This is a genomic window from Neisseria sp. KEM232 (assembly GCF_002237445.1).
In the GTDB taxonomy this organism is placed as follows: Bacteria; Pseudomonadota; Gammaproteobacteria; order Burkholderiales; family Neisseriaceae; genus Neisseria.
In genome coordinates this window covers 2255019-2276556 of sequence record NZ_CP022527.1, presented here as the reverse complement: position 1 = coordinate 2276556, position 21538 = coordinate 2255019, and the positions used below count along the sequence as shown (strand labels likewise).

Here is a 21538-nt window from a genome sequence, read left to right as displayed (position 1 = left end):
AAAACACTCGCCAATGGACGGCATTGGCTCGCGTTTTCGCCTTGCATCTGCCATTTTATGCCGCAAAATCCGCTTTAAAAGTTGAATGTCAACGCGCCCTAGGGAAAAAGGGCGGCAATGATAAACCGTCTTATTCAAGCGGGGCGGTTTTTTTACCTTTGCGGGGCAGAAAGGCCGTCTGAAAACGGGTTTCAGACGGCCTTTTGCTTTTCACTTCGTTGAAGCCGCGCTTTCAGACGGCCTCCGCCGTCATTTCGGCGATGCGGCCGACGATGGCGGCGGCGGCTTCGGCCTTGCCGCAATGGGGCAGGACGGTTTCGCGGGCGGCGTCGATAAGGGTGATTTGGTTGCCCGCCTTGCCCATTGCCACGGCCACGTCGTTGGCGACAATCAGCGGGATGTTTTTTTTCACGCGCTTGGCGCGGGCATATTCCAGAATATTGCGGCTTTCGGCGGCAAAGCCGACGCAGAAGGGCGGATGCGGCAGGGCGGCGGCGGCGGCGAGGATGTCGGGGTTTTCGGCCAGTTCGATAACGGGCGGCGTGCCGCTGCCGTCTTTTTTGATTTTGTGCGTGGCGGCGTTTTTCACTTTGTAGTCGGCTACGGCGGCCACGGCGACGAATATGTCGCTGTCTGCCGCGCGCGCCATCACGGCTTCGTACATCGCCTGTGCGCTGACGGCGGACACGGTTTCGTGCAGACCGGCGGGCAGGGCGGCCTGCATCTGGCCGTGTATCAAAGTGACCTGCGCACCGGCGGCGCGGCAGGCGCGGGCGAGTTCGGCGCCCATTTGGCCGCTGGACAGATTGGTAATGCCGCGCACGGGGTCGATGGCCTCAAACGTTGCTCCGGCGGTGATGAGCACTTTTTTGCCGCGCAGGCTTTTGTCTGCCCACAAATCGGGCAGCAGGTCGGCGAGAGCGGAGGGTTCGGCCATGCGGCCTTCGCCCGTTTCGCCGCAGGCCAGATCGCCCGCATCGGGCGGGAAGACGGTGAGGCCGTCTGAAACGAGCTGCGCGATGTTGCGTTGGTTGGCCCTGTTGCGCCACATTTCCACGTTCATCGCGGGGGCGACGGCCAGCGGGCATTTGCGGGCGGCGGCGAGGTTGGTGAGCAGATTGTCGGCAATGCCGTTGGCGATTTTGGCGAGGGTGTTGGCGGTGGCGGGGGCGATAAGAAAGGCGTCGGCCGCGCGGGTGAGGCGGATGTGCGCCATGCCGTCGGCCGCCGCGCCGTCGTGTGTTTCGCTCAAAACGGGGTTGCCGCTGAGGGCTTGGAAGGTGAGAGGGGAGACGAACTCGGCGGCGGCGCGGCTCATGGCAACGCTCACTTCGTGTCCCTGTTTTTTTAACAGGCGCACGAGTTCGCAGGCTTTGTAGGCGGCGATGCCGCCGCTGACGCCGAGCAGGATGTGTTTGGGCATGGTTGGGTGTCCGCAGGTAAAATGGCGCGCATTATATAGCCATTTCAAAGGGGTGTTTTTTTATGAAGAAACTCATCATCACCGGCCACACGCGCGGGCTGGGGCGGGCGTTGGCGGAACTGTATCTGCAACGCGGTTGGCAGGTTTTGGGCTTGGCGCGGGGTAGGGCGGACATGGTTTCGCCCAAGCTGCGGCAGGTGCGGATTGATTTGGCCGACGGCGCGGCTCTGGCGGCTTGGCTTTCAAGCGGCCTGTTGCGTGATTTTTTGGCCGACGCGGACAACATCCTGCTGGCGAACAACGCGGGCACGGTGTCGCCCAATGCCCTGCTGGGGCGGCAGAGGCCGTCTGAAATTCTGTCGGCCGTGGCCTTAAACGCAGCCGCGCCGCTGCTGTTGGCCAACGCGGTGCTGGCGGTGCGGCCTGCGCGCGTGCCGCTGGACATCCTGCACATCGGCAGCGGCGCGGGGCGCAAAAACTATCCGGGTTGGAGCGTATACGGCGCGACCAAAGCCGCGCTCGACCACCATGCCCGCTGCGTGGCGGCGGAAGGGCATGAAAACGTACGCATCACCTGTCTCGCCCCGGGCGTGGTCGATACCGCCATGCAGGGCGAAATCCGCGCCGCCGACGAGGCCGATTTCCCCATGCGGCCGCGCTTCGTTGCCCTGAAAGAGGACGGCGGTTTGCAGAGTGCGGAGGAAACGGCGGCGAAAATCGCGGCCTATGTCGAGTCCGCACGCTTCGGAGAGGAAGCGGCGGCGGACATACGGGATTTTTGGCACTGAGGCCGTCTGAAAGCCGGAATACGGTTTTTCAGACGGCCTCTTTATGCCGCAGAAAGGAAAAAGGCCGTCTGAAAGAACGCGCGGTTTGCCGTTTCACTTTATAGAAACTTCGCTTTCAGACGGCCTCAAAGCCTTTTGTGTTAAAATCGCGCGTTATTTTTGTCTCCCCATTCCCCACACTATGACCGACGATACCATCCGCCACGACCATAAATTCGCACTCGAAACCCTGCCCGTCAGCCTTGAAGACGAAATGCGCAAAAGCTACCTCGATTACGCCATGAGCGTGATTGTCGGCCGCGCGCTGCCCGATGTGCGCGACGGTTTGAAGCCGGTGCACCGCCGCGTGCTTTACGCCATGCACGAGCTGAAAAACAATTGGAACGCCGCCTACAAAAAATCGGCGCGTATCGTCGGCGACGTCATCGGTAAATACCATCCGCACGGCGATTCCGCGGTTTACGACACCATCGTGCGCATGGCGCAGGATTTTTCGATGCGCTACGTCTTAATCGACGGTCAGGGCAACTTCGGTTCGGTTGACGGCGACGGCGCCGCGGCCATGCGTTATACCGAAATCCGCATGGCGAAAATCGCCCACGAAATGCTGGCGGACATCGAAGAAGAAACCGTCAATTTCGGCCCGAACTACGACGGCAGCGAACACGAGCCGCTGGTGTTGCCGACCCGCTTCCCCGCGCTGTTGGTCAACGGCTCGTCCGGTATCGCCGTCGGTATGGCGACCAACATTCCGCCGCACAACCTTACAGACACCATCAACGCCTGTCTGCGTCTTTTGGACGAACCTGAAACCGAAATCGACGAATTGATCAACATCCTGCAAGCCCCCGATTTTCCGACCGGCGCAACCATCTACGGCTTGAGCGGCGTGCGCGAAGGCTATAAAACCGGCCGCGGCCGCGTCGTTATGCGCGGTAAAACCCATATCGAACCCATAGGCAAAAACGGCGAACGCGAAGCCATCATCATCGACGAAATTCCGTATCAGGTGAACAAAGCCAAGCTGGTGGAAAAAATCGGCGAACTGGTGCGCGAAAAAACGTTGGAAGGCGTATCCGACCTGCGCGACGAATCGGACAAATCCGGTATGCGCGTCGTTATCGAATTGAAACGCAACGAAAACGCCGAAGTCGTTTTAAACCAGCTCTACAAACTTACCCAGCTTCAAGACAGCTTCGGCATCAACATGGTCGCTTTGGTTGACGGTCAGCCGCGCCTGTTGAACCTGAAACAGATTCTGGCGGAATTCCTGCGCCACCGTCGCGAAGTCGTTACCCGCCGCACCCTGTTCCGCCTGAAAAAAGCGCGTCATGAAGGGCATATCGCCGAAGGTAAAGCCGTCGCCCTGTCCAATATCGACGAGATGATTCGGTTGATTAAAGAATCCGCCGACGCGCCCGAAGCCAAAGAAAAACTGTTGTCCCGCGCATGGCGCAGCGGCTTGGTGGAAGACATGCTGAGCCGTACCGACCTCGACCTGCGCATGGCGCGTCCCGAAGGTTTGCCCGCCAACCTCGGCTTGCAGGAACAAGGCTATTATCTGAGCGAAATCCAGGCCGACGCCATCCTGCGCATGAGCCTGCGCAACCTGACCGGCCTCGACCAAGAAGAAATCGTCGGCGACTACAAAAGCATCATGGCAAAAATCATCGACTATTTGGACATTTTGGCGAAGCCGGAACGCATCACCCAAATCATTCGTGAAGAGTTGGAAGAAACCAAAACCAATTTCGGCGACGAACGCCGCAGCGAAATCAACCCGTTCGGCGGCGACATTGCCGATGAAGACCTGATTCCGCAACGCGAAATGGTCGTTACTCTGACCCACGGCGGCTATATCAAAACCCAGCCGACCACCGACTATCAGGCGCAGCGTCGCGGCGGACGCGGCAAACAGGCGGCGGCCACCAAAGACGAAGACTTCATCGAAACCCTGTTCGTTGCGAACACGCATGACTATTTGATGTGTTTCACTAACCTCGGCAAGTGCCACTGGATTAAGGTTTACAAACTGCCCGAAGGCGGACGCAACAGCCGCGGCCGTCCGATTAACAACGTCATCCAGTTGGAAGAAGGCGAAAAAGTCAGCGCCATCCTTGCCGTTCGCGAATTCCCTGAAGACCAATACGTCTTCTTCGCCACCGCACAAGGCATGGTGAAAAAAGTCCAGCTTTCAGCGTTTAAAAACGTCCGCAGCCAAGGCATCAAAGCCATCGCGCTCAAAGAAGGCGACTACCTCGTCGGTGCCGCACAAACCGGCGGATCGGACGACATCATGCTGTTCTCCAACTTGGGCAAAGCCATCCGCTTTAACGAATACTGGGAAAAATCCGGTAACGACGAAGCGGAAGATGCCGACATCGAAACCGAAATTTCAGACGACCTCGAAGACGAAACTGCCGATAACGAAAATGCCCTGCCAAGCGGCAAACACGGTGTGCGTCCGTCCGGTCGCGGCAGCGGCGGCCTGCGCGGTATGCGCCTGCCTGCCGACGGCAAAATCGTCAGCCTGATTACCTTTGCCCCCGAAGCCGCGCAAAGCGATTTGCAAGTGCTGACCGCCACCGCCAACGGCTACGGCAAACGTACCCCGATTGCCGATTACAGCCGTAAAAACAAAGGCGGGCAAGGCAATATCGCCATCAACACCGGCGAGCGCAACGGCGATTTGGTCGCCGCAACCTTGGTCGGCGAAACCGATGACCTGATGCTGATTACCAGCGGCGGCGTCCTCATCCGCACCAAAGTCGAACAAATCCGCGAAACCGGCCGCGCCGCAGCAGGCGTGAAACTGATCAACCTCGACGAGGGCGAACAGCTCGTCAGCCTCGAGCGCGTGGCCGAAGAGCCGGAAGACACCGCTGCCGAAGACGAGAGTGATGCCGACACCGGCGCGCTTGAAAACGAAGCGGAAAACAAGGGCGCGGAAGAAGCAGAGGAATAAGCCCCGCGCAGGCAAAAGGCCGTCTGAAAACACTTTTTCAGACGGCCTCTCCCTTCACTCCGCACCCGCCAAGAACAGGCCGTCTGAAAGCGTCGCTTCAACGAAGTGAAAACGAAGTCGCAACACAGTCAAAACACCGTTCCAAAACAAACACCCATGAAACAAATCCTCTCCCCGCACAACACCCGGCTCAAACACCTTGCCAAACTCGGCGTGTCGGCCAAATACCGCCGCGAATGCCGCCAAACCGTACTCGAAGGCGCGCACCTGCTTGACGCGCTGCTGCAAACCGGCGCGCAGCCGCAACAAGTCTTCATCGCGCAAAGCCGCCTGCACACCCCCGAAACACAAAGCCTGCTCTCACGCCTGCCGCCCGAAAACACCGCCGCCGTGGAAGATCGCCTGCTGGCCAAAGCCTCCGCCCTCTCCGACGGCGGCGGCATCCTCAGCCTGGTCGAAATCCCCGAAACCGCCGCCCCGCTGCAGAGCGGCGACTGCGTCGTCCTCGAACGCATCCAAGATCCCGGCAATATCGGCACCATCCTGCGCAGCGCGGCGGCGGCGGGCGTGAAAAACGTGGTGCTCGGCCGCGACTGCGCCGACGTCTGGTCGCCAAAAGTCCTGCGCGCGGCAATGGGCGCGCATTTCCTGCTCGGCCTTTATCCCGACACCGAGCTGGCGCAATGGCTGCCGCGCTACCGCGAACCGCTGCGCGTAACCGCCCTCGACCCCGGCGCACAAAGCCTCTACGCCTTCGACCTGCGCCGCCCGTGCGGCTGGCTGTTCGGCAACGAAGGCAGCGGCGTGTCCGACGAAGCGCGCCGCGCCGCCGCCGGCTCGGTCGTTATCCCGATGGCGGGCGCAACCGAATCGCTCAACGTGGCGATGGCTGCCACGGTCTGCCTGTTCGAGCAGATGCGTCAGCGGCTGTAAGCATCTGTTGCGGCGGATAGGAAAGGCCGTCTGAAAAAACCTGCGAAGCAGGTTTTTTCAGACGGCCACTTTCAGCGGTTTTCCAACTGTAAAGGCCGTCTGAAAGTGTTTTCAGACGGCCTTTGCTCTGTTTGCCGCTATTTGCGGTTGTCGAGGATGTTGAACACTTTGCGCGGTTGGGCGATTGTCACTTCGTCGTCGTGGCCGTCTGAAAAGCGTTCGGGCAGGGTTTCGCTGTCGAAAGCCAAATCGCCGCCGTGTTTCAGGTTTTGCCCGCGCTGCAAGCCTGCGAAATCGAAAAGATCGGTGTCGGCCAGATGCGAGGGGACGACGTTTCGCAATGCGGAGAACATGCTCTCGATGCGGCCGGGAAAGCGTTTGTCCCAGTCGCGCAGCATGTCGCCGATGATTTGCCGCTGCAAATTGGGCTGCGAGCCGCAGAGGTTGCAGGGGATGATGGGGAACTGCTTGATTTCGGCGTAGCGGATGAGGTCTTTTTCCTTCACATAGGCCAGCGGGCGGATAACGATGTGTTCGCCGTTGTCGGACACGAGTTTCGGCGGCATGGCTTTGAGTTTGCCGCCGTAAAACATGTTTAAAAACAGCGTGGCGATGATGTCGTCGCGGTGGTGGCCGAGGGCGATTTTGGTGCAGCCGAGCTCTTTGGCGGTGCGGTAGAGGATGCCGCGGCGCAGGCGGCTGCATAGCGAACAGGTGGTTTTGCCTTCGTCGAGCACGCGTTTGACGGTGGAATAGGTGTCTTCTTCGACGATTTTGTAGGGTACGCCGATGCTTTCGAGATAAGTGGGCAAAACTTCTTCGGGGAACCCGGGCTGTTTTTGGTCGAGGTTGACGGCAACCAGCTCGAAATCGATTGGGGCGGAGGCCTGCAAATGGCGTAGGATGTCTAAGAGGGCGTAGCTGTCTTTGCCGCCGGAGAGGCAGACCATGATTTTATCGCCCGGCTCGATCATGTTGAAATCGTTGATCGCGTCGCCCACGGCATGGCGCAGGCGTTTGTGCAGCTTGTTGTTTTCGTGTTCGGATTTGGGTTTGTTGGACATTTTTATTCGGTCTAGCAAAAAAGGCGCGATTATAGCCCAAACGGCAAAGGCCGTCTGAAACCGCGCTTTCAGACGGCCTTTACGGTACAATGCCGCCTTTTATTTTGACGGTAGGACGCCATGATTTCACTGGAAACGTGGATCGGGCTGCGCTATCTTCGGGCGAAGAAGCGCAGCGGTTTTATGTCGTTTATCGGCATCATTTCAATCGTCGGCATCGCCATCGGCGTGATGGCGCTGATTACGGTGATTTCGGTGGTAAACGGCTTTCAGAAGGACGTGCGCAGCCAGCTTTTCAGCGTCGCGCCCCATGCGGAAATCGGTTTTTACGACGCGGGCGCGGGCAGCTGGCAGGATTTGCGCAAGCTGGTGGCGGGCAATAAAAACGTGGTCGGATCGGCGCCCTATATCGCCGATCAGGCGCTCTTGGCCAACAACGGCGAAGTGCGCGGCGTGCAGATACGCGGCATCGATCCCGCCGAAGAAAAACAAGTGGTCGATTATTGGCGGGATATGCCTTCGGGCGGCTTCGAGAGCCTGCGCCCGGGTGAGTTCGACATCATCCTCGGCAGCGGTTTGGCCGAAGCGCTGGGCGTGGAAACGGGCGGCAAGGTCACCGTGATTACGCCGGAGGGCAACGTTACGCCCGCAGGCATGGTGCCGCGTTTGAAGCAGTTTAATCTGGTGGGCACGGTGAAAACCGGTATCTACGAGCTCGACAACGCGCTGGCGCTCACCCATATCGACGACGCGCAGACGCTCTACCGCCTCGAGAGCGGTTTTGCCGGATTGCGCCTGAAACTCGCCGATCCGCAGAACGCCCCCGCCGTGGCCGCCTCCCTGCTGCCCGCGGGCGAACAGGACAAGGTTTGGGTGCGAGACTGGACGTTCAGCAACCAATCCTATTTCAACGCCGTCGAGCTGGAAAAGAAAATGCTGTTTGTGATTATGTTCTTCATCAGCCTCGTCGCCTCCATCAACCTGATTTCCACCCTGATTATGACCGTTACCGAAAAGCAGTCGGCCATCGCCATCCTGCGCACGCAGGGTCTGCCGCCCTCGGGCATCATGAAAATCTTTTTTGTGCAGGGCGCGCTCTTGGGGCTGATCGGCACGGCTTTCGGCACGGTGTTCGGCCTGCTGCTGGCGGCCAATATCGGCGCCATCCTCAAATGGGTGGAAGGTCTGATGGGGCGCAAACTCATCGAATCGCAAGTGTATTTCCTCGACTATCTGCCCTCGCACATCGTGTGGAGCGACGTTGCCACCATCGTTTCCATCTCCATCGGTCTGTCCCTTCTGGTGACGCTCTATCCGAGCTGGCGGGCGGCCAAAACCGAACCTGCGGAGGCACTGCGCTATGAATAATCCCGTATTGGCCTGTGAGGCCGTCTGCAAAAGCTACAACGACGGCGTTTTGGACGTGCAGGTGCTCGACAATCTCGATTTGCAGGTGGACAAAGGGCAAAGCATCAGCATCATCGGCTCGTCGGGCAGCGGCAAATCCACCCTGCTGCACATCTTGGGCGGGCTGGACAAACCTACCTCCGGCCGAGTTTCCCTGCTCGGCAACGATTTGGCGCAAATGAGTCAGAAAGATTTGAGCGCCCTGCGCAACCGCCGTCTCGGCTTTGTCTACCAGTTCCACCACCTTTTGCCCGAATTCTCCGCGTTGGAAAACGTGATGATGCCGCTCCTCATCGGCAAAACGCCCAAAGACGAAGCACGCAGCCGCGCCCTTGCCATGCTGGAAAAAGCCGAGCTCAAAGAGCGCGTGCAGCACCGCCCGGGCGAGCTCTCCGGCGGCGAGCGCCAGCGTGCCGCCATCGCCCGCGCCCTCGTCACCGAACCCGCCTGCCTCTTGGCCGACGAGCCCACCGGCAACCTCGACCGCAAAAACGCGCAAAACGTCCTCGACATGATGCTGGATTTGAAAGCGGAGCTGGACACCGCCCTTGTCGTCGTCACCCACGACGACCAACTCGCCGCCCGTTTCGACCGCGTGCTCACAATGACCGACGGACGGCTGGAAGGATAGGCCGTCTGAAAGGATAGGCCGCTCCCGCCTATACCCCTTCGGGGCATAAACGCGGGAATGATGTTTCTGAAACCCGTTTTTCACTTCGTTGAAACCCCGCTTTCAGACGGCCTCTGCCTTGAAAGCCCCCGCAAACAGGCGCAGAATGCCGCCTTTACCCGATTTCACACACGGACAGCCCCATGGAAAAATCCCTCCACCCGCAAACCCTCGCCATCCGCGGCGCGAAAGAGCAAACCCATTTCAACGAACACAACCAAGCGCTTTTCCTTACCAGCAGCTTTATGTTCGACAGCGCCGCCGACGGCGCCGCCCTTTTCAAAGGCGAAAAACAGGGCTACACCTACAGCCGCACCGCCAACCCCACCACTGCCGCCTTCGCCCGCCGCATCGCTCTGCTCGAAGAGGGCGAAGCCGCCGTCGCCACCGCCACCGGCATGGCCGCCATCAACGCCGCCATCCTCACTTTCCTCAGCGCGGGCGACCACCTGATATGCAGCCGCAGCCTGTTCGGCACCACCATGGGTCTGCTCACCAACCACATCGCCCGCTTCGGCATCGAAATCAGCTTCGTGCCGCAAACCGATCCCGCCGCCTGGCAGGAAGCCGTGCGTCCCAACACCAAAATGCTCTTTTTGGAAACCCCGTCCAACCCGCTCAACGAAGTGGCCGACCTCGAAAAACTCGCCGCGATCGCCAAAGCGGCGGGTGCGCTTTTGGTGGTGGACAATACCTTCCTCACCCCCGTTTTGCAGCAGCCCTTAAAATTCGGCGCGGACTTGTCCGTGCACTCGGCCACCAAAGCCATCGACGGCCACGGCCGCGTGCAGGGCGGCGTTGTTGTCGGCCGCAAAGAGCTGATGCAGCAGGTGCAGACGTATATGAACGCCTGCGGCATGTCCATGTCGCCCTTTCATGCCTGGGTGCTGCTCAGCGGCGTGGAAACCCTGCCGCTGCGTATCGCGCAGCAGTGTGCCAACGCCGACAAAATCGCCGCCTGGCTGCGCGATCAGCCGCAAATCACGCGCGTTTTCCACTCCGGTTTCGCCGACCACCCGCAGGCGGATTTGGTGGAAAAACAGCAAAAAGCGGGCGGCATCGTGCTGGCGTTTGAAGTGAAGGGCGGGCAGGAGGCAGCATGGAAGCTGCTTGACAATGTGCAAATCTTCTCCAAAACCGCCAACCTCGGCGACGTGCACTCCACCATCACCCACCCGTGGACAACCACCCACGGCCGCATGAGCCCCGAAGCCAAACTGGAAGCGGGCATCACCGACGGCCTGCTGCGCCTCTCCGTCGGCCTCGAAGACGCCGGCGACCTGATTGCCGACCTCGAACAGGCGATGAACCGCTAAACCGCCGTTTCAGACGGCCTCAAGCACCAAAAGGCCGTCTGAAAAAAACAAAATTCTTCTTACAAAACACATCAAACAAGGAAAAAACACCATGAGCGAAGCGGAATTCACCGCCTGGGCAATGCGTATCTGCCTCACCGTCCTCGTTATCTTCCTCGGCTTCATCGTTTACGACCTCGGCAAAAAATCCAACGCCGGCAAATTCGGCATGTTCATCCTCTTCTTCGTCCTCGGCCTCGGCGTGTTCGGCTTCCTGTTCAAAGAACTGCTGATCGGCTTTCTGATGAAGAAATAAGGCCGTCTGAAACCCGACCCGGCAATTTTTCAGACGGCCTGTCGGGCACACCGCGCCATCAAACCGCAATACCCGCGCCCGGCATTTTTATTCCCGCTATAATACCGCCTTTTCCGTCCGGCCTCCCCGCATGAAAACCGTAGAAAAAAACGTCCTCGTCCCCCACAGCGCAGAGCAGATGTTCGACCTCGTCGACAAAGTCGAAGACTACCCGCAGTTCCTTCCCTGGTACGGAAAAACAGAGGTTCTTTCGCGTTCGGAAAACCAGCTTGAAGCCCGCCTGTACATGGACTACAAAGGCGTAAAGCAATCCTTCGCCACCCGCAACCACAACATCCCCGGCCGCGAAATCCGCATGGATCTGCTCGAAGGCCCCTTCAAAACCCTGCGCGGCTCGTGGCGGTTTGAAGACCTCGGCGGCGACTGCTGCCGCATCGCCTTCAAACTCGAATACGACTTCGCCAACTCCCTGCTTGCCGCCCTCATCAGCCCCGTGTTCGGCCACCTTGCGGGCAAACTCGTCGAAGCCTTCGTGGCCGAAGCGGGCAGACGCCATGGCTGACATCACCATAGAAATCGCCTACGGCGAGGCGGACAGACAATTCCTGCAATGCCTGACCGTTCCCGCAGGCACCACCGCGCGGCAGGCCGTCTCAAACAGCGGCCTCGCCGCCGCCTTCCCCCATGCCGACCTCACCGCCCCCCTCGGCATCTTCGGCAGACAAACCAAAGACGACACCGTCCTGCAAAACGGCGACCGCGTCGAACTCTACCGCCCCCTCCTTATCGACCCCAAAACCGCCCGCCGCCGCCGTGCGGCCGAAAACGCGGCCGACAAAAAAGCGAAAAAACCATGACCATCCGACTCATCGCCGGCCTCGGCAACCCCGGCAGCGAATACGAACACACCCGCCACAACGCCGGCTTCTGGTTTCTCGACGAACTAGCCTGGCAGTGGAAAGCCGTGTGGAAACACGAAAAAAAATTCTCCGGCCACATCGCCCGCGTCACCCGCCCCGAAGGCGAAGTGTGGCTGATCAAGCCCGACACTTATATGAACCTTTCCGGCAAAGCCGTCGGCGCGTTGGCGCAGTTTTACAAAATCAAAGCCGAAGAAATTCTCGCCGTCCACGACGAACTCGACATCCCCTGCGGCAGCATCCGCTTCAAACTCGGCGGCGGCAACGGCGGCCACAACGGCCTCAAAGACATCCAGGCCAAACTCGGCACCCCCGATTTCTACCGCCTGCGCCTGGGCATCGGCCACCCGGGCGAGCGCAACCTCGTCGTCGGCTACGTCCTCAACAAACCCTCCGCCGCCGAGCGCGAACTCATCGACCGCGCCATCGCCAAATCCCTCGAAGCCGTCCCACTCATCATGGCCGCAGACTGGGAAGCCGTCCCCCGCTTCCTGCACGGCAAATGACAGAGGCCGTCTGAAAGTACTACTGTCGTGCTTTCAGACGGCCTTCCGTTTTTATAGTGAGCTATTTTTGGAGAGACCGATGCACAGAAAATCCGGCAAAAAATTATTCCGTGCAGGCGCATGGCTGCTGCCCCTGACCGCCCTCGCCGCCTGCACGCAGGACGCGGGTATGCCGTCTGTTCCGCCCGCCGCAAACGCCGCCGCGCAGACCCTGCCCGCCGTATTGCCTGACAGCAAACGCCTTGAAAGCCGTCTCACCGGCGAGGCCTCGGAAAGCGAATCCGCGCAGTCGGCGGCGTTTGCCAAACTGCTGGCAGACGCAAATGCCGACGCATTCGCCGCTCTGTTTGCCCAAGCCCGACATCCTGCCGGAAAAATCTACGCCCTTACCGGCCTGCACCAAACCGACCCCGCCGCCTATGGCCGTCTGAAAAAACAGTTGGACGGCGCAAGCCAAATCGAAATCCTCGACGGCGACATCGTCCTGCCCTACCGCGCCGCCGACCTGCTGCCTGCCATAGAGGACGGCCGCCTGCTGTGCTTTATCACCGAAGCCCGACCCGACGGCGGCGCGGGCGCACTGCTGCCGCCGTTCTCCGAAATATCGCGCTGAATCCGCTTTTGGGATCCAATCTTTGCCAATCCGCCCGCGCGGGAATGACGTTGTTGGGAGGGGGTGCAAAGGTTCAGACGGCCTCAATAACGACATGTAAAGGCCGTCTGAACCCGAACCTCCGACTGCTTCCAATCCATCTGTTTCATTTAAGGAAACCCATGACCCGCGAAGAATGAATCGGGTCAGGCCGCCAAATGACTGATGGAAATACGACGATGAAGAAACCGGCCGCTTTCGACTGCCATGTGCCTTACCCGCAAGTCTCGTCTCTGTTTTTCTATCCCGAAGACTGCGACGCCCGCCACGATGATTTGTCGGCCTAGGGTCTGTTGACAATCAGCCTTGCGGCGGTATTTTTGGTAAAAATCCGCGCCTGCTGCGTCAAAAATGCTTGCACGGTGTCCAACCTTGCTGCGCTTTTTTCCTTGCAAACACGAATTTTTCCTCAAAAAACTGCTTCGCAAGCTGAATGTCAACAGCCCTAGGATGTGTTGATTGTCAATATGCCCTACAAACCAAACCTGAAAAAAATCGTCGCTCTCTGCCTTGCCTCCCCCGATTTTGTCTGTAAACCGATTGATGCTGTCTGAAACCCATGCCTGTTTTAACTTTGTGAATCTTCGCTTTCAGACGGCCTTATCCCTGAAAAACCATGCCGACCCTCACCTGCTTTTTGGGTACGCCCGAACTGGCCGTCGCATACGGCGGCATCACTTTAAGTCCTGCCGATGCCGAACGCCTGCGCCGCTCTCCCACGCTTGCCGGACGCCGCGATTGGCAGGTCAGCCGCGTGCTCAAACAGCAGGCCGACGCCCCCGTTTTGTCGCTCAGCCACAGCAAAGGCTGCGCCGCCGTCTTGTGTGGCGAAGCGGATATCCGTGCGGGCGTCGATTTGGAAGCATTGCGCCGCCGCGATTTCCGCGCCTTGGCCGCTTGGGTGTGCTCGGAGGCCGAATACGGCTATTTGCAGCGACGCCATTGGCAGGCCGAAGATTTCTACCGCTTGTGGTGTGTTAAGGAAGCTTTGCTCAAAGCAGCCGGGCTCGGCTTTCCGGCCGATATGGCGGGGGTGGGATACCGCTTTTGCGGCTTGGAGATTTGCGGTCTGTACGCCGCAGGACAGGGCGGTTGGCACGGTGTCACGGCCATCCTGCCCGGTTTTGCCGCCGCCTGCGTCTGGCAGGGTGAAAACGTGCGGCTGCAATGGCGCTTTGCGGGGGCTTGGAACGAAAGTTGTCTGAGCGGCGGAGTGTTGTTGTAAAGACATGGAACCCGGTTGGAAGGGCTGCGGCGGTGCAGGCCGTCTGAAAGTCTTTTTGCCTGTGCGTCAGGCCGCTTTTCGTTATTGAAAACAGGAAGTGTATGCCCGAACTGCCCCCTATCGGCTGTGTCGAACCGTATTGAGGCCGTCTGAAAAACCGGTTTTCGGCTTTTCAGACGGCCTCACTGTTTCAGACAACAAAAAACCGCACCTTCGCAGGTGCGGTTTTGCTTGGTTTTCAGAATCTGAAACCATGCGGCTTATTCGGCGGCGGGTTCTTCCAACAGGGCTTTGATGGACAGGCGCACGCGGCCGCGGTCGTCTACTTCCAACGCTTTCACTTTCACGGTTTGGCCGACTTTCAGGTAGTCGCCGACTTCTTTCACGCGCTCGTGGGCGATTTGGCTGACGTGTACCAGCCCGCCTTTGCCGGGCAGGACGTCGACAATGGCGCCGACGTTGTTGTCGAGGATTTTCACCACGACGCCGTCGTACACTTTGCCCACTTCCACTTCGGCAGTGATGTCTTCGATGCGTTTTTTCGCCGCTTCCACCGAATCGGCGCTGACGGCGGCGATGGTGATGGTGCCGTCGTCGGCGATGTTGATTTCGGTACCGGTTTCGGCGGTGATGGCGCGGATGGTTTCGCCGCCTTTACCAATGACTTCACGAATCTTATCGGGGTTGATTTTCATGGTGTACAGGCGCGGGGCATGCTGCGACAATTCCTGCGGGCCATCAACGGCTTCTTTCATCTGCGCCAGGATGTGCAGGCGGGCTTCTTTAGCCTGCTCCAACGCAATCTGCATGATTTCTTTGGTGATGCCTTGGATTTTGATGTCCATTTGCAGTGCGGTAACGCCTTCGGTCGTACCGGCCACTTTGAAGTCCATATCGCCCAAGTGGTCTTCATCGCCCAGAATATCGGTTAAGACGGCAAACTTGTTGTTTTCCAGAATCAAGCCCATCGCGATACCGGCCACGTGTGCTTTCAACGGCACACCGGCAGACAGCAGGCTCAAGCAGCCGCCGCAGACGGAGGCCATGGAAGAAGAACCGTTGGATTCGGTGATTTCGGATACGACACGCATGGTGTAGCTGAAATCTTCCGGCTCGGGCAAGACGGCAATCAATGCGCGTTTCGCCAGGCGGCCGTGGCCGATTTCGCGGCGTTTGGGCGCACCCATGCGGCCGACTTCGCCGGTGGAATAGGGCGGGAAGTTGTAGTGCAGCATGAAGCGGTCGGTGTATTCGCCGGAGAGAGCGTCGATGATTTGCTCGTCGCGCGATGTGCCGAGGGTGGCGACGGCCAGCGCCTGGGTTTCGCCGCGTGTAAACAGCGCCGAGCCGTGGGTGCGCGGCAGCACGCCGGTTTGGATGTTGATGGGGCGCACGGTGCGGGTGTCGCGGCCGTCGATGCGCGGCTGTCCGGCCAAGATTTGGCTGCGTACGACGTCGGCTTCCAGATGTTTGAAGATGCCTTTGATTTCGTTGGCGGCAAGGGTGTCGGTGTCTTCGTTGATCAAGGCAGCCTGAACCGCAGCCCACGCTTCGGCGATTTTCGCGCCGCGCGCCTGTTTAGAGCGGATTTTGAAGGCTTCGGCGATGGTGTCGCCTGCGATTTCTTTGACTTTAGCCACCAGCTCGGCATCGGGCTCGGGCGCTTTCCAGTCCCAAACTTCGGGGTTTACTTCGTCGGCCAGCTCGTTGATGGCTTTAATCACGGCCTGCATCTGCTCGTGACCGTAAACCACTGCGCCGAGCATCACGTCTTCGGGCAGGATTTGCGCTTCGGATTCCACCATTAAGACGGCCTGCGCGGTGCCGGCCACCACCAAATCCAGCTGCGATTTTTCCAGCTGGGTTTTGGTCGGGTTCAGCACATAGCCGCCGTCCAGATAACCCACGCGCGCCGCGCCGATCGGGCCGGCAAAGGGCACGCCGCTCAATACCAGCGCGGCAGACGCGCCGATCATCGCGGGGATGTCGGAATCGATTTCGGGATCGACGGACACCACCATCGCCACAATTTGGATGTCGTGATAAAAGCCTTCGGGGAACAGCGGGCGGATGGGGCGGTCGATCAGGCGGCTGGTGAGGATTTCCTTCTCGCTCTGTTTGCCTTCTCGTTTGAAGAAGCCGCCGGGGATTTTGCCTGCGGCGTAGGTGCGCTCGAGATAATCGACGGTCAGCGGGAAGAAGTCCTGACCGGCTTTGACTTCCTTGTTGGCGGTAACGGCCACCAAAACCACGGTATCGCCCATAGCCACTTTCACCGCAGCAGCGGCTTGGCGGGCGATTTCGCCGGTTTCGAGGGTTACGGTGTGCTGGCCGTATTGGAAGGTTTTGACGTGTTTGTCAAACATAAGGATTCCTTTCGTTGGAACATCCGCCAGTCTAAAACGCTAACGGTGCCTGCCGGTGCGACAGGCACGGTTAGGGTTTCAGGCTGTGCGGAAGATGGTTGGAAAAGGCCGTCTGAAAATACGGCGGCCATGCTTGCGGCCGTCTGAAAACGCTGTGGGAAAACCGCGTTTGCATCGGGTGGGAAACCGACGGATTATGCCACAAAAAGGCCGTCTGAAAACGGATTTTCAGACGGCCTTTTTGTGGCGGCCGGGAGTGGTTGGTATTCGGCTTGTGAAGCGGATTTTTACCGAAAACACCGCCGCGAGGCCGAATGTAAACAGCCCTTATGCGGCGGGCGGCTGCTCGTCTTTCGTTTTGCCGTTTTTTTTCGGCAGAACGAAGCGCATGCGCAGGCCGTTGGGGCTGATGTTTTCGGCGCTGATGCTGCCGCAGTGCTGCTCGATGATGTGTTTTGCCAAGGCCAAACCCAAGCCCGTGCCGGGTTTGCTGCCGCTGCTGTCGGCGCGGTAGAAGGCGGTGAAGATGTGCGGAAGCTGGTTTTCCGCGACGCCCGGCCCGTTGTCGGTGATGTCGATCAGCCAGTTTTTCGCGTCCTGCCGCATTTCGACGCGGATGCTGCTGCCTTCGGGGCTGTAGTTCATGGCGTTGCGGATGACGTTGTCGAAGGCGCGGTAGAGATAGCTTTCGTTGGCGCAGATTTCGGCGTTGTCGGGCATTTTTTCCAGCGTCAGCTCGACGGTTTGGCCGTTTTTTTCGGCAACGGCCTGGCTGTCGTCCACCAGATTGCGCATGAAGGGAATTAGTTTGAGCGGCTCTTTTTCCAATTTGACGTTGGCGGTTTCGAGGCGGGATAGGGTCAGCAGTTCGCCCACCAGGGCATCCATGCGCACGAGTTCGGTTTCCAGCCGCTGCAAATACTGTTCCTGCTTTTGCGGCTGCGACTGGATCAGGCCGACGATGGCCTGCATCCGCGCCAGCGGCGAGCGCATTTCGTGGGACACGTGGTGCAGGAGGTGGCGTTCTTTGGCGACCAGCTGTTGCAGCTTCTGCGCCATTTTGTCGAACTGCGCCGCCAGCTGCGACAACTCGTCGTCGCGGTTGTCCATCTGCTGCGAGATGCGCGTTTCAAAGTTGCCGTCGGCCAGACGGTTCATGCCGCGGCCGAGAATGCGGATGGGGCGGGTGATGTTGTTGGCGAGAATGTAGGCAAGCGCGAGGCCGACAAGAAAGATAAAGCCCAAGATGATGATTTCATGCCAGGTCTGTTCCAGCGGCAGGCCGGGGATAAACAGCGGGCTGGGGCGGCGCTGCACTTCGATGCTGTCCCAGTTGCGGATGAAAAACAGGTATTCCTCGCCCCAGCGCCCGTATTCGAGATGCACGCTTTTGCTTTCGGGATTGGCGATTGCGAAGGAGCGGGCTTTTTCGATTCTTTTGGGATCGACTTTGCGGCCGATCAGATCCGCTTGGTCGTCGCCGCTGATGATGAGGACTTTTTCCGGCCCCTGTCCTTCGTGCCAGCCTTGAAGCATTTCGCGCGCGCCGTTTTCGCCGCGGGCGCGAAAGGCGGTAACGGCGTTGGACAACAGAATCTCGTCGATGGCGCGCTGCTGGTTGAAATGGGTTTCGGCCTGCGTCTGCTGCACGAGCCAGAAAGAAAAACTCGCCACGAATATGGCGCAGATAATCACTGCGCAAAACGTGGCGAAGATGCGTTGGAAAAGCTTCATGCTGAGCTTCGGCTTCCGATAATCAGTTTTTGACGAACAAGTAACCCAAACCGCGCACGGTCTGAATCAGCGAGGCATCGCCCAGTTTGTGGCGGATGCTGGAAATGTGGACATCGATGCTGCGGTCGAATTTGGCCAGCTTGCGGTCGAGCGCTTCGATGGAAAGGGTTTCCTTGCTGACCACCTGTCCCGCATGGCGCATCAGCACTTCGAGCAGGTTGAACTCGGTGCTGGTCAGTTCCAGCGGCGCATCGCCGACGGTTGCCTGGCGTTTCGAGGGATGCAGGGTCACATTGCTGACCGATAGGCTATTTGACGCGCTGCCCTGGTCGTGCGGGTTCTGCGCGCGGCGCAAAATTGCGTTGATGCGCGCCAAGAGTTCGCGCGGCGTGCTCGGTTTGGGCACATAATCGTCAGCACCCATTTCCAAACCGATGATGCGGTCGATATCATCGCCTTTGGCCGTGAGCATGATGATGGGGATGCCGCTTTGCGCACGCACGGTTTTCAATACGTCCAAACCGTTCATCTTCGGCATCATCGAGTCCAGTACCACCACATCATACTGGCCGGAGAGAATTTCATGAACACCGGCTTCGCCGTCCGGCACGCTGCGCACTTCCAAGCCTTCGGCTGTGAGATATTCGGTCAGCAGCTCGGTCAGTACGGCATCGTCATCAACTAATAATACGCGACTCATGTGTCAAATCCTCTGTGTTTGTCGGTTGGAAAAAATCTTTACAATTCTATCTTAACACGCGCTTTGCGCTTTTTGATAGCGCCCCGCACCCGCCGTTTGCGCTTTTTTGCAATAATGCGGCCGTCTTAACAATCCGCGCGACGCCCGCTTTTTGCTGCCGTGTATTTTAACTTCGTTGAAGCTTCGCTTTCAGACGGTCTCTGCGCCCCGTGCGCGAAAAGCTATAATCCGCCCCTTTTTTCTGCTACGGAATCCGCTATGCACAGCCCCGCCTACCTCAGCCAGCTGAACGACAAAACCGTCTTCCTGCGCCGCCTGTTCGCAGACGTTCCCATGCCCGAATGGCGCGTTTACCCCTCGCCGGAGCGCCATTACCGCATGCGTGCCGAATTCCGCATCTGGCACGACGGCGGAAACATCAGCTACGCCATGTTCGAACACGGCAAAAAAGCAGGCGGCGCATCGGTTATCCGCATCACGGAATTTCCCGCCGCCTCCGCAAGCATCAACCGGCTGATGCCTGAACTGCTTACCGCCGTTTGTGCCGAACCCGTGCTGAAAAACCGCCTCTACCAGTGCGAATTCCTGTCCACCCTCAGCGGCGACATACTCGTCACCCTCATCTACCACCGAAAACTCGACGAAGCCTGGCAAACCGCCGCCGAAGCCCTGCAAAACCGCCTCGGCATCGCCCTAATCGGCCGCAGCAAAGGCCAAAAAAACGTGCTCTCGCGCGACTTCGTCACCGAATCGCTCGATGTCGGCGGACAAACCTACCGCTACCGCCAGCCCGAAGGCGCGTTCAGCCAGCCCAACGCCGCCGTTTGCCGCGACATGCTCGAATGGGCGTGCGCCGCCGCCGACGGCTTGGGCGGCGACCTGCTCGAACTCTACTGCGGCAACGGCAACTTCACCCTGCCGCTCGCCCGCCGCTTCGGCCGCGTCCTTGCCACCGAAGTATCGAAAACCTCCGTACAGGCCGCGCAATGGAATATCGCGGTCAACGGAGCGGACAACATCCGCATCGCCCGCCTGTCGGCGGAAGAATTTACCGAAGCCTACACAGGCGCACGCGAATTCCGCCGCCTCAACGAACAAAACATCACCCTCGCCGACTACCGCTTCTCCACCGTTTTCGTCGACCCGCCGCGCGCCGGTATCGACGACGCTACATTGGCGCTGCTGCAAGGCTTCGACAACATCATCTATATCTCCTGCAACCCCGAAACCCTGCGCGCCAACCTCGACACCCTGATAAAAACGCACGACGTGGCCGCCGCCGCCATGTTCGACCAGTTCCCCTTCACGCACCATATCGAAAGCGGACTGTTGTTGAAAAAGCGGACTGTCTGATTCTGAAAAACGTTGAGGCCGTCTGAAAAACGTTGAGGCCGTCTGAAAAACGTTGAGGCCGTCTGAAAAACGTTGAGGCCGTCTGAAAAACGTTGAGGCCGTCTGAAAAACGTTGAGGCCGTCTGAAAAACGTTGAGGCCGTCTGAAAAACGTTGAGGCCGTCTGAAAAACGTTGAGGCCGTCTGAAAATTTCCGAGCCAAGATTTGGCATTAGCTTGTTTTTCAATACTCTTATTGCCGTTTAATTTTTCAGCCTGTGTCGATTGCTCTTGAAAATACTTGCGTGCATCTTCAAACAAGGTTGCATTATTGGTCTGACACGCATACTCAAAATAACAAAACCCCAGCCAATGTTGGGCATAAACTTGTTCTTCAATGCCCTTTTCTCCGTTTAATTTTTCAGCCTGTACCAATCGTTTTTGAAAATGTTCTGATACCTTATTAAACAATGTTGTGTCGTTGGTTTGAAGTGCTTGTTCCAAATAACAACGTCCTAGTCCAAATTGAGCATAAACTTGTTGTTCAATGCCTTTTTCTCCGTTTAATTTTTTAGCCTGTACCAATTGTTCTTGAAGATACCCGCGTGCTTTATCAAACAAAGCTGTGTTGCCAGTTTGAAGCGCCAGCTCCAAATAACATCCTCCCAACCAAGATTGGGCATAACCTTGTTGTTGGTTGCTCTGATCTCCGTTTAACTTTTTAGCCTGTACCAATAGCTTTTGGAAATGTCCGAGTGCTTTGTCAAACAAGGTTGCGTCATTGGTTTGAAGCGCCTGCTCAAAATAACAACGCCCCAGCCAAAAATTGACATCAGCTTGTTGTTGAGGATTGTTTGCTGTCTCTAAAGCCTCATCCAGCTTTTGAATAGCTTCGGCATATTTTTCAGAGTTAAAGAGTTCAATGCCTTGGTCAATTAAATCGTTTTCCATTACTTACCCGTTATTTATCCATATTGTTCGGCCTTTTCGGCTCAAGCGGTTTTGTGCGCTGCGGTTTGTCCGAATCAATGCGCATCATCCCAATTTCCACCCACTCCCACTTCCGCCAGCAGCGGTACATTCAGACGGCCTTGCGCCACTTCGGCCATCACTTGCGGCAGCATTTCTTTTACGGTTTCCAATTCGTTTTCAACCACTTCCAATACCAATTCATCATGCACCTGCATAATCAGTTTGCTTTGTAGGCCGTCTGAATGCAGGCGGTGGGATACGGCGAAATCCA

18 protein-coding genes and 1 pseudogene are annotated in these 21538 nt (G+C 58.3%); 13 read left to right on the top strand and 6 right to left on the bottom strand.

Features of this window, described 5'->3' with window-relative positions; genetic code table 11:
- Nucleotides 1-232 precede the first annotated feature (232 nt).
- Complete coding sequence (gene coaBC / locus CGZ77_RS11355) at nt 233-1423, bottom strand: bifunctional phosphopantothenoylcysteine decarboxylase/phosphopantothenate--cysteine ligase CoaBC (RefSeq protein ID WP_009425215.1); 1191 nt, start codon at nt 1421-1423, stop codon at nt 233-235.
- A 62-nt stretch (nt 1424-1485) separates the two neighbouring features.
- Here coaBC and CGZ77_RS11350 point away from each other — a divergent pair, with 62 nt between their 5' ends.
- The 3 genes from CGZ77_RS11350 to CGZ77_RS11340 all read left to right on the top strand — a co-directional run bounded on the left by CGZ77_RS11350 (nt 1486) and on the right by CGZ77_RS11340 (nt 6109).
- A complete protein-coding gene (locus CGZ77_RS11350) occupies nt 1486-2211 on the top strand; it encodes an SDR family NAD(P)-dependent oxidoreductase (RefSeq protein ID WP_009425214.1) in 726 nt (241 codons plus the stop codon).
- 181 nt (nt 2212-2392) lie between these two features.
- A complete protein-coding gene (gene gyrA, locus CGZ77_RS11345; protein WP_094031230.1) occupies nt 2393-5176 on the top strand; it encodes a DNA gyrase subunit A in 2784 nt (927 codons plus the stop codon).
- 156 nt (nt 5177-5332) lie between these two features.
- Entirely contained in the window at nt 5333-6109 is a 777-nt protein-coding gene (locus CGZ77_RS11340; RefSeq protein ID WP_009425212.1) for an RNA methyltransferase, read from the top strand.
- Nucleotides 6110-6246: 137 nt separating this feature from the next.
- On the opposite strand, the gene ttcA is transcribed toward CGZ77_RS11340, so the two are convergent.
- Nucleotides 6247-7173 (bottom strand): tRNA 2-thiocytidine(32) synthetase TtcA, encoded by a 927-nt coding sequence (gene ttcA, locus CGZ77_RS11335; protein ID WP_036496188.1) that lies wholly within the window; start codon nt 7171-7173, stop codon nt 6247-6249.
- A 120-nt stretch (nt 7174-7293) separates the two neighbouring features.
- On the opposite strand from ttcA, the gene CGZ77_RS11330 reads away from it, so the two are divergent.
- The 9 genes from CGZ77_RS11330 (at nt 7294) to CGZ77_RS11290 (ending at nt 14164) form a co-directional block, all read left to right on the top strand.
- Nucleotides 7294-8541, top strand: a complete 1248-nt coding sequence (locus tag CGZ77_RS11330) for a lipoprotein-releasing ABC transporter permease subunit (RefSeq protein WP_094031185.1) — start codon at nt 7294-7296, stop codon at nt 8539-8541.
- Entirely contained in the window at nt 8534-9211 is a 678-nt protein-coding gene (gene lolD / locus CGZ77_RS11325; RefSeq protein WP_094031184.1) for a lipoprotein-releasing ABC transporter ATP-binding protein LolD, read from the top strand. The genes CGZ77_RS11330 and lolD overlap by 8 nt, the downstream gene beginning before the upstream one ends.
- Nucleotides 9212-9393: 182 nt before the next feature.
- Nucleotides 9394-10566 carry an O-succinylhomoserine sulfhydrylase gene (gene metZ, locus CGZ77_RS11320; protein WP_094031183.1) on the top strand — a complete coding sequence of 391 codons (1173 nt, stop codon included), beginning with the start codon at nt 9394-9396 and terminating at the stop codon, nt 10564-10566.
- A gap of 91 nt (nt 10567-10657) precedes the next feature.
- On the top strand, nt 10658-10861 hold the full coding sequence (locus tag CGZ77_RS11315) for a DUF2788 domain-containing protein (protein WP_009426330.1): 204 nt from the start codon (nt 10658-10660) through the stop codon (nt 10859-10861).
- A gap of 130 nt (nt 10862-10991) precedes the next feature.
- A complete protein-coding gene (locus CGZ77_RS11310) occupies nt 10992-11423 on the top strand; it encodes a type II toxin-antitoxin system RatA family toxin (RefSeq protein WP_009426331.1) in 432 nt (143 codons plus the stop codon).
- Nucleotides 11416-11718, top strand: a complete 303-nt coding sequence (locus tag CGZ77_RS11305; protein ID WP_009426332.1) for an RnfH family protein — start codon at nt 11416-11418, stop codon at nt 11716-11718. The genes CGZ77_RS11310 and CGZ77_RS11305 overlap by 8 nt, the downstream gene beginning before the upstream one ends.
- The gene (gene pth / locus CGZ77_RS11300; protein ID WP_009426333.1) at nt 11715-12287 is read left to right on the top strand and encodes an aminoacyl-tRNA hydrolase; all 573 of its coding nucleotides are present in this window, start codon (nt 11715-11717) and stop codon (nt 12285-12287) included. The genes CGZ77_RS11305 and pth overlap by 4 nt, the downstream gene beginning before the upstream one ends.
- 79 nt (nt 12288-12366) lie before the next feature.
- Nucleotides 12367-12900 carry a hypothetical protein gene (locus CGZ77_RS11295; RefSeq protein ID WP_009426334.1) on the top strand — a complete coding sequence of 178 codons (534 nt, stop codon included), beginning with the start codon at nt 12367-12369 and terminating at the stop codon, nt 12898-12900.
- 655 nt (nt 12901-13555) lie between these two features.
- Nucleotides 13556-14164 (top strand): 4'-phosphopantetheinyl transferase superfamily protein, encoded by a 609-nt coding sequence (locus CGZ77_RS11290; RefSeq protein ID WP_009426337.1) that lies wholly within the window; start codon nt 13556-13558, stop codon nt 14162-14164.
- A gap of 260 nt (nt 14165-14424) precedes the next feature.
- Here the strand turns inward: CGZ77_RS11290 and pnp are convergent, their stop codons facing one another.
- The 3 genes from pnp to CGZ77_RS11275 all read right to left on the bottom strand — a co-directional run bounded on the left by pnp (nt 14425) and on the right by CGZ77_RS11275 (nt 18964).
- Complete coding sequence (pnp, locus tag CGZ77_RS11285) at nt 14425-16530, bottom strand: polyribonucleotide nucleotidyltransferase (protein WP_094031182.1); 2106 nt, start codon at nt 16528-16530, stop codon at nt 14425-14427.
- A 327-nt stretch (nt 16531-16857) separates the two neighbouring features.
- A complete protein-coding gene (locus CGZ77_RS11280; RefSeq protein ID WP_009426339.1) occupies nt 16858-18264 on the bottom strand; it encodes a HAMP domain-containing sensor histidine kinase in 1407 nt (468 codons plus the stop codon).
- Between the two features lie 22 nt (nt 18265-18286).
- Nucleotides 18287-18964, bottom strand: coding sequence for a response regulator transcription factor (locus tag CGZ77_RS11275; RefSeq protein WP_009426340.1), 678 nt, complete (start codon nt 18962-18964; stop codon nt 18287-18289).
- 258 nt (nt 18965-19222) lie between these two features.
- Between CGZ77_RS11275 and trmA the strand changes: the two genes are divergently transcribed.
- Nucleotides 19223-20317, top strand: coding sequence for a tRNA (uridine(54)-C5)-methyltransferase TrmA (gene trmA / locus CGZ77_RS11270; RefSeq protein ID WP_009426342.1), 1095 nt, complete (start codon nt 19223-19225; stop codon nt 20315-20317).
- 1003 nt (nt 20318-21320) lie between these two features.
- On the opposite strand, the pseudogene CGZ77_RS11260 reads toward trmA, so the two are convergent.
- Nucleotides 21321-21527, bottom strand: a pseudogene (locus CGZ77_RS11260) (DNA polymerase); the annotation flags it as partial.
- Nucleotides 21528-21538 lie beyond the last annotated feature (11 nt).